General features: G+C 63.1%; 4 protein-coding genes. 2 read left to right on the plus strand and 2 right to left on the minus strand.

Annotated features, from left to right (window positions below; translation table 11 throughout):
* Window positions 1–72: 72 nt before the first annotated feature.
* Together EN925_RS24010 and EN925_RS24015 are read right to left on the minus strand one after the other, a co-directional pair.
* Window positions 73–1,260 (minus strand): Gfo/Idh/MocA family oxidoreductase, encoded by a 1,188-nt coding sequence (locus tag EN925_RS24010; RefSeq protein WP_127366248.1) that lies wholly within the window; start codon window positions 1,258–1,260, stop codon window positions 73–75.
* A gap of 145 nt (window positions 1,261–1,405) precedes the next feature.
* A complete protein-coding gene (locus EN925_RS24015; protein WP_127368398.1) occupies window positions 1,406–2,461 on the minus strand; it encodes a sugar phosphate isomerase/epimerase in 1,056 nt (351 codons plus the stop codon).
* Window positions 2,462–2,861: 400 nt separating this feature from the next.
* Here EN925_RS24015 and EN925_RS24020 point away from each other — a divergent pair, with 400 nt between their 5' ends.
* Window positions 2,862–3,749, plus strand: a complete 888-nt coding sequence (locus EN925_RS24020) for a sugar phosphate isomerase/epimerase (RefSeq protein WP_013529508.1) — start codon at window positions 2,862–2,864, stop codon at window positions 3,747–3,749.
* A gap of 59 nt (window positions 3,750–3,808) precedes the next feature.
* A partial coding sequence (locus tag EN925_RS24025; RefSeq protein WP_164894354.1) for a mandelate racemase/muconate lactonizing enzyme family protein occupies window positions 3,809–4,761 on the plus strand: 953 nt, incomplete at its 3' end.

Here is a 4,761-nt window from a genome sequence, read left to right on the forward strand (position 1 = left end):
GGATTCCCCCGAATTCCCCTTCGCAATTCGGCTGGCAATCCGGGTGGGGGGCCTTCGTTACCCGCCGCGCCACTAAAGCTTCGTCCACGCCCCGTTTTTCTTCGACGATTTCACGCAGGCCTCGATGAAGGCCATGCCCTCGACGCCGTCCTGGATGGTCGGGAAGACGACGTCCTTGGGCGGCTTGCCACCCTTGCGGCGCGCTGCCCGGATGGCGCGCGCGGCCTCCTGGTAGATGTTGGCGAAACCTTCGAGATAGCCCTCGGGATGGCCCGACGGGACGCGGCTGACACGGCCCGCCACCGGCAGCGCGCCGGCGCCGTTGCGGGTGATCAATTGCTTTGGCTGGCCAAATGGGGTGTACCAGAGATAGTTCGGGTCGGCCTGCACCCATTCCAGCCCACCCTTCGAGCCATAGATGCGCAGCTTCAGCCCGTTCTCATGGCCGGGCGCCACCTGGCTTGCCCAGATCATGCCCTTGGCCGGGTGCGTCTTGCCGGTAGGCTTGAAGCGCAGCATGACGTTGACGTTATCATCCAGTAGCCGTCCCGGCACGAAGGCGTCGAGATCGGCCGACAGGGAGTCCAGTTCCAGCCCCGAGACGAAGCGGGCGAGGTTGTAGGCATGCGTGCCGATATCGCCCAGCGCACCGCCGGCACCTGCCTGCTTGGGGTCGGAGCGCCACGCCGCCTGCTTCTGGCCTGTCGCCGCCAAATCCTCGGTCAGCCAGTCCTGCGGATATTCGGACTGCACGATGCGGATGTCGCCGAGCACGCCCTTGGCGACCATTTCGCGTGCTTGCCGCACCATCGGATAGGCGGTGTAGTTGTGCGTCAGCACGAACACCTTGCCGGTCTTCTCGACTATCGCCGCAAGCTTTTTCGCTTCGGCCAGCGTCGTCGCCAGCGGCTTGTCGCAGATGACGTGGATGCCGGCCTCGAGGAAAGCTTTTGCCGCTGGCACATGCACATTGTTGGGCGTGACGATGGCCACCGCCTCGATGCCGTCGGGGCGCTTCGCCTCGGCCTTGGCCATCTCGGCATAGGATGCGTAGCTGCGTGAGGGGTCGAGCCCCAGTTCGGCCGCCGAGGCCTTGGCACGGGCCGGGTCGGCTGACAAAGCGCCGGCAACCAGCACGAACTCGTTGTCCAGCCGCGCCGCGATCCGATGCACCGCGCCGATGAAGGCGCCTTGCCCGCCGCCGACCATGCCGTAGCGGATCGGGCCGCCTCCCGTTTCCGACTTCGATGCGCCGACCATATCTTGCTCCTCGCTGTTGCTTACCCCCTTGAGGGGAGGTCGATCCGCGCAGCGGATCGGGTGGGGTCGTTGAGGCAGAGCGCGGTGTGAACCGACCCACCCGGCCTTTGGGCCACCCTCCCCGCGAAGGGGAGGGAAAATCGAGCTAGATTCCCATCATGGCGCGCAGCAACTTCTTGTCGGTGGTGCCAGCGGCGAAGTCGTCGAATGCCTTTTCCGTCACCCGGATGATGTGGTGCTCGATGAAAGGCGCGCCTTCGGCCGCACCATCCTCCGGATGCTTCAGGCAGCACTCCCACTCCAGCACCGCCCAGGAATCATAATTGTACTGCGTCAGCTTGGAGAAGATGCCGCCGAAATCCACCTGTCCATCGCCCAGCGAACGGAAGCGCGCGGCGCGGTTGGTCCAGCTCTGATAGCCGGAATAGACGCCTTGCCGGCCGGTCGGGTTGAACTCGGCGTCCTTGACGTGGAACGCCTTGATGCGCTCGTGATAGATGTCGATGAATTCGAGATAGTCGAGCTGCTGCAGCAGGAAATGCGACGGATCGTAATTGATGTTGCAGCGCTTGTGGCCGCCGACCGCGTCGAGGAACATCTCGAAAGTGGCGCCGTCGAAAACGTCTTCAGACGGGTGAATTTCATAGCCGACATCGACGCCGTTGTCCTCGTACACGTCGAGAATCGGCTTCCAGCGTTTGCCGAGCTCGCCAAACGCTTCCTCAATGAGTCCAGCCGGCCGCTGCGGGAACGGATAGAGGTAAGGGAAAGCCAGCGAGCCGGTAAACGACACTGAAGCATTCAGGCCTAGATTACGCGATGCTTTAGCGCCGAACTTCATCTGCTCGACAGCCCACTTCTGCCGGGCTGCGGGATTGTTGTGCACCGATGGCGGCGCAAAGCCATCCATCTGCGCGTCATAAGCAGGATGCACCGCCACCAATTGCCCCTGCAGATGCGTCGACAATTCCGTGATCTCGACGCCGGCGTCGGCGCAAATGCCTTTCACCTCGTCGCAATAGGCCTTGGAAGAGGCCGCCTTCTTGAGATCGAACAGCCGCGCGTCCCAGGTCGGGATCTGCACGCCCTTGTAGCCGAGACCGGCCGCCCATTTGGTGATCGACGCCAGTGAGCTGAACGGCGCGGCGTCGCCCGCGAACTGCGCCAGAAACAGCCCCGGGCCCTTCATTGTCGTCGGCATCGGCATCCTCCCTCATTTCTCTCGCGACCGAGCATAGCGCCGATTGGAAACAGGGCCAGCCACTTTGGTCTTTTCTCAACGGGCGCTTGCACGCACCACCATTCTGGTATTACCAAATGTGGAATTTTGGTCAAGCCTTGCAATGCGCCATCATGACCCCAAAACCACCCGGCGCAGGCATATATATCTCAATATAATCAAGGAAATACTCCACAGCGAAAGTTGCATCCCGGCGCTTCTTGCCGATCCGGATAATTTGCTGTAGACCTCGCTTCAGGCCCAATTGGTCGAACCAGTTTGCGAGAAAAGGCTGGGAACGCCTTGGGGAGGAACCTTTGTGTCGCCTTTTGGCGATGCATGTCGCAGGCGAACCATAGAGACGAGTTGGGAAGGACAGACCATGCATCTTTCGACGCACAACTGGATGCGCGCGGAACCCTTGGAAACGACGCTCAAGCGCATCAAGAAATTCGGCTATGAGTCGATCGAGATTTCCGGCGAACCCGAGCAGTACAAGACCAGGGAGACCCGGGCGCTGCTGAAGGAGCATGGCATTCGTTGCTGGGGCGCGGTGACCCTGATGCTGGGCGAGCGCAACCTTGCCGCCAGGAACCAGGGCCAGCGCGAGCGTTCCGTTCAGTATGTCAAGGACGTGCTGACCATGGTCAGCGAACTCGATGGCGAGATCATCACGCTGGTTCCGGCGACCGTCGGCAAGGTCGTGCCTGACGGCACCGAGGAAGAGGAATGGAAGTGGGTCGTCGACGCCACCCGCGAATGCTTCACCCACGCCAAGAAGGTCGGCGTCAAGATCGCTGTTGAACCGCTCAACCGCTTCGAGACCTATCTGTTCAATCGCGGCGCCCAGGCGCTGGCTTTGGCCGACGCGGTCAGCCCCGAATGCGGTGTCTGCCTCGACGCCTACCACCTCCATATGGAAGAATTTAACGTCTATGACGCGATCCGGCAGGCCGGAAAGCGCCTGTTCGACTTCCATGTCGCCGACAACAACCGCTTCGCCGCCGGTCTCGGCCAGATCGACTGGCCGAAGATCGTCGCTACCTTGCGCGAGATCGGCTACGACGGCGCGCTGACCAACGAGTTCGTCGCGCCCGTCGACCGGACGCCGGCGGCCCCCTATCCCGACATGGTCGAGCGCAATCCGGTCGATATCTCGCCCGAACAGCTGAAGTTCATCCAGGACCACGGCTCCAGCGTGCTCACCGAGAAATTCTACACCGACCAGATGCGCATCAACGCCGAAACGTTGCTGCCGCTGATCAAGTAGTCGACTGCCTCAGGGAAATTCGCCCTTCCGCCCTGACCGGCGCAGGGCTGGGGAAGAATATGCGTATCAAGTCCGTCCAAGCCTGGTGGATCCGCGTTCCGATCGAAGCCGCTCGGCAGCACCGCAGCGACTTCGGTCAGGTGACGACCTTCGACGCCGCCATCCTGCGCATCGAGACCGATGACGGTCTGGTCGGCTGGGGCGAAGGCAAGAACGCCGCCGGCAGCGCCGGCAGTTACGGCGCGCTCGTCCATATGCTGAACCATGAGGTCGGGCCGCAGCTGGTCGGCCGCGATCCGGCCGACATCGGCGTCATCTGGGAGATGCTCTACAATGGCGTGCGCCACGACAGCGCCGCACGCGGCGGCCACGCCATGCCGCAGCTGGCGCGGCGCGGCATGAGCATCGCCGCGATCAGCGCCGTCGACATCGCGCTGTGGGACATTCTTGGCAAATCGCTTGGCGTTCCGGTCTGGCGGCTGCTCGGCGGCCGCAAGCTCGATCGCATGCCGGCTTACGCGTCCGGCGGCTGGGCGGCCGCCGACGCCATCGGCGAGCAGTTGAAATCCTATATCGCCAAGGGCGGTTTCAAGGCACTGAAGATGCGGGTTGGCGCCATGGACGGCGCGGCGCACATTTCCGCCACCCGCGTGCGCGCCGCACGGCAGGCGCTCGGCCCCGATGTCGAACTGATGGTCGACGCGCACGGCACCTACACGGTGGCTGAAGCCAAGCGCTTCATCCACCTTGTCAACGATTTGGACCTCGCCTGGTTCGAGGAACCTATCATCGCCGACGATAAGCCGGGCATGGCCGAAGTGCGGGCAAGTGGCGCCGTTCCGATCGCCACCGGCGAAAGCGAGGCGACCCGCTACGCCTTCCGCGACCTCGCCGTGCTCAAAGCCGCCGACATCTTCCAGCCCGATCCCGCCTTCTGCGGCGGCATCAGCGAAGCGATGAAGATCGGCACCATCGCCAGCGCCTTCAATCTGCGCTTTGCGCCGCATTTGTG

Origin of the sequence: Mesorhizobium sp. M7A.F.Ca.US.006.04.2.1 (assembly GCF_004022915.1) — a bacterium.
GTDB lineage: Bacteria > Pseudomonadota > Alphaproteobacteria > Rhizobiales > Rhizobiaceae > Mesorhizobium > Mesorhizobium ciceri.

What these genes read in the sequence shown, in the direction of transcription:
- EN925_RS24015 (WP_127368398.1), bottom strand. Translation starts at nt 2,461, where the DNA reads ATGCCGACGACAATGAAGGGCCCGGGGCTGTTTCTGGCGCAGTTCGCG.
- EN925_RS24010 (WP_127366248.1), bottom strand. Translation starts at nt 1,260, where the DNA reads ATGGTCGGCGCATCGAAGTCGGAAACGGGAGGCGGCCCGATCCGCTAC.
- EN925_RS24020 (WP_013529508.1), top strand. Translation starts at nt 2,862, where the DNA reads ATGCATCTTTCGACGCACAACTGGATGCGCGCGGAACCCTTGGAAACG.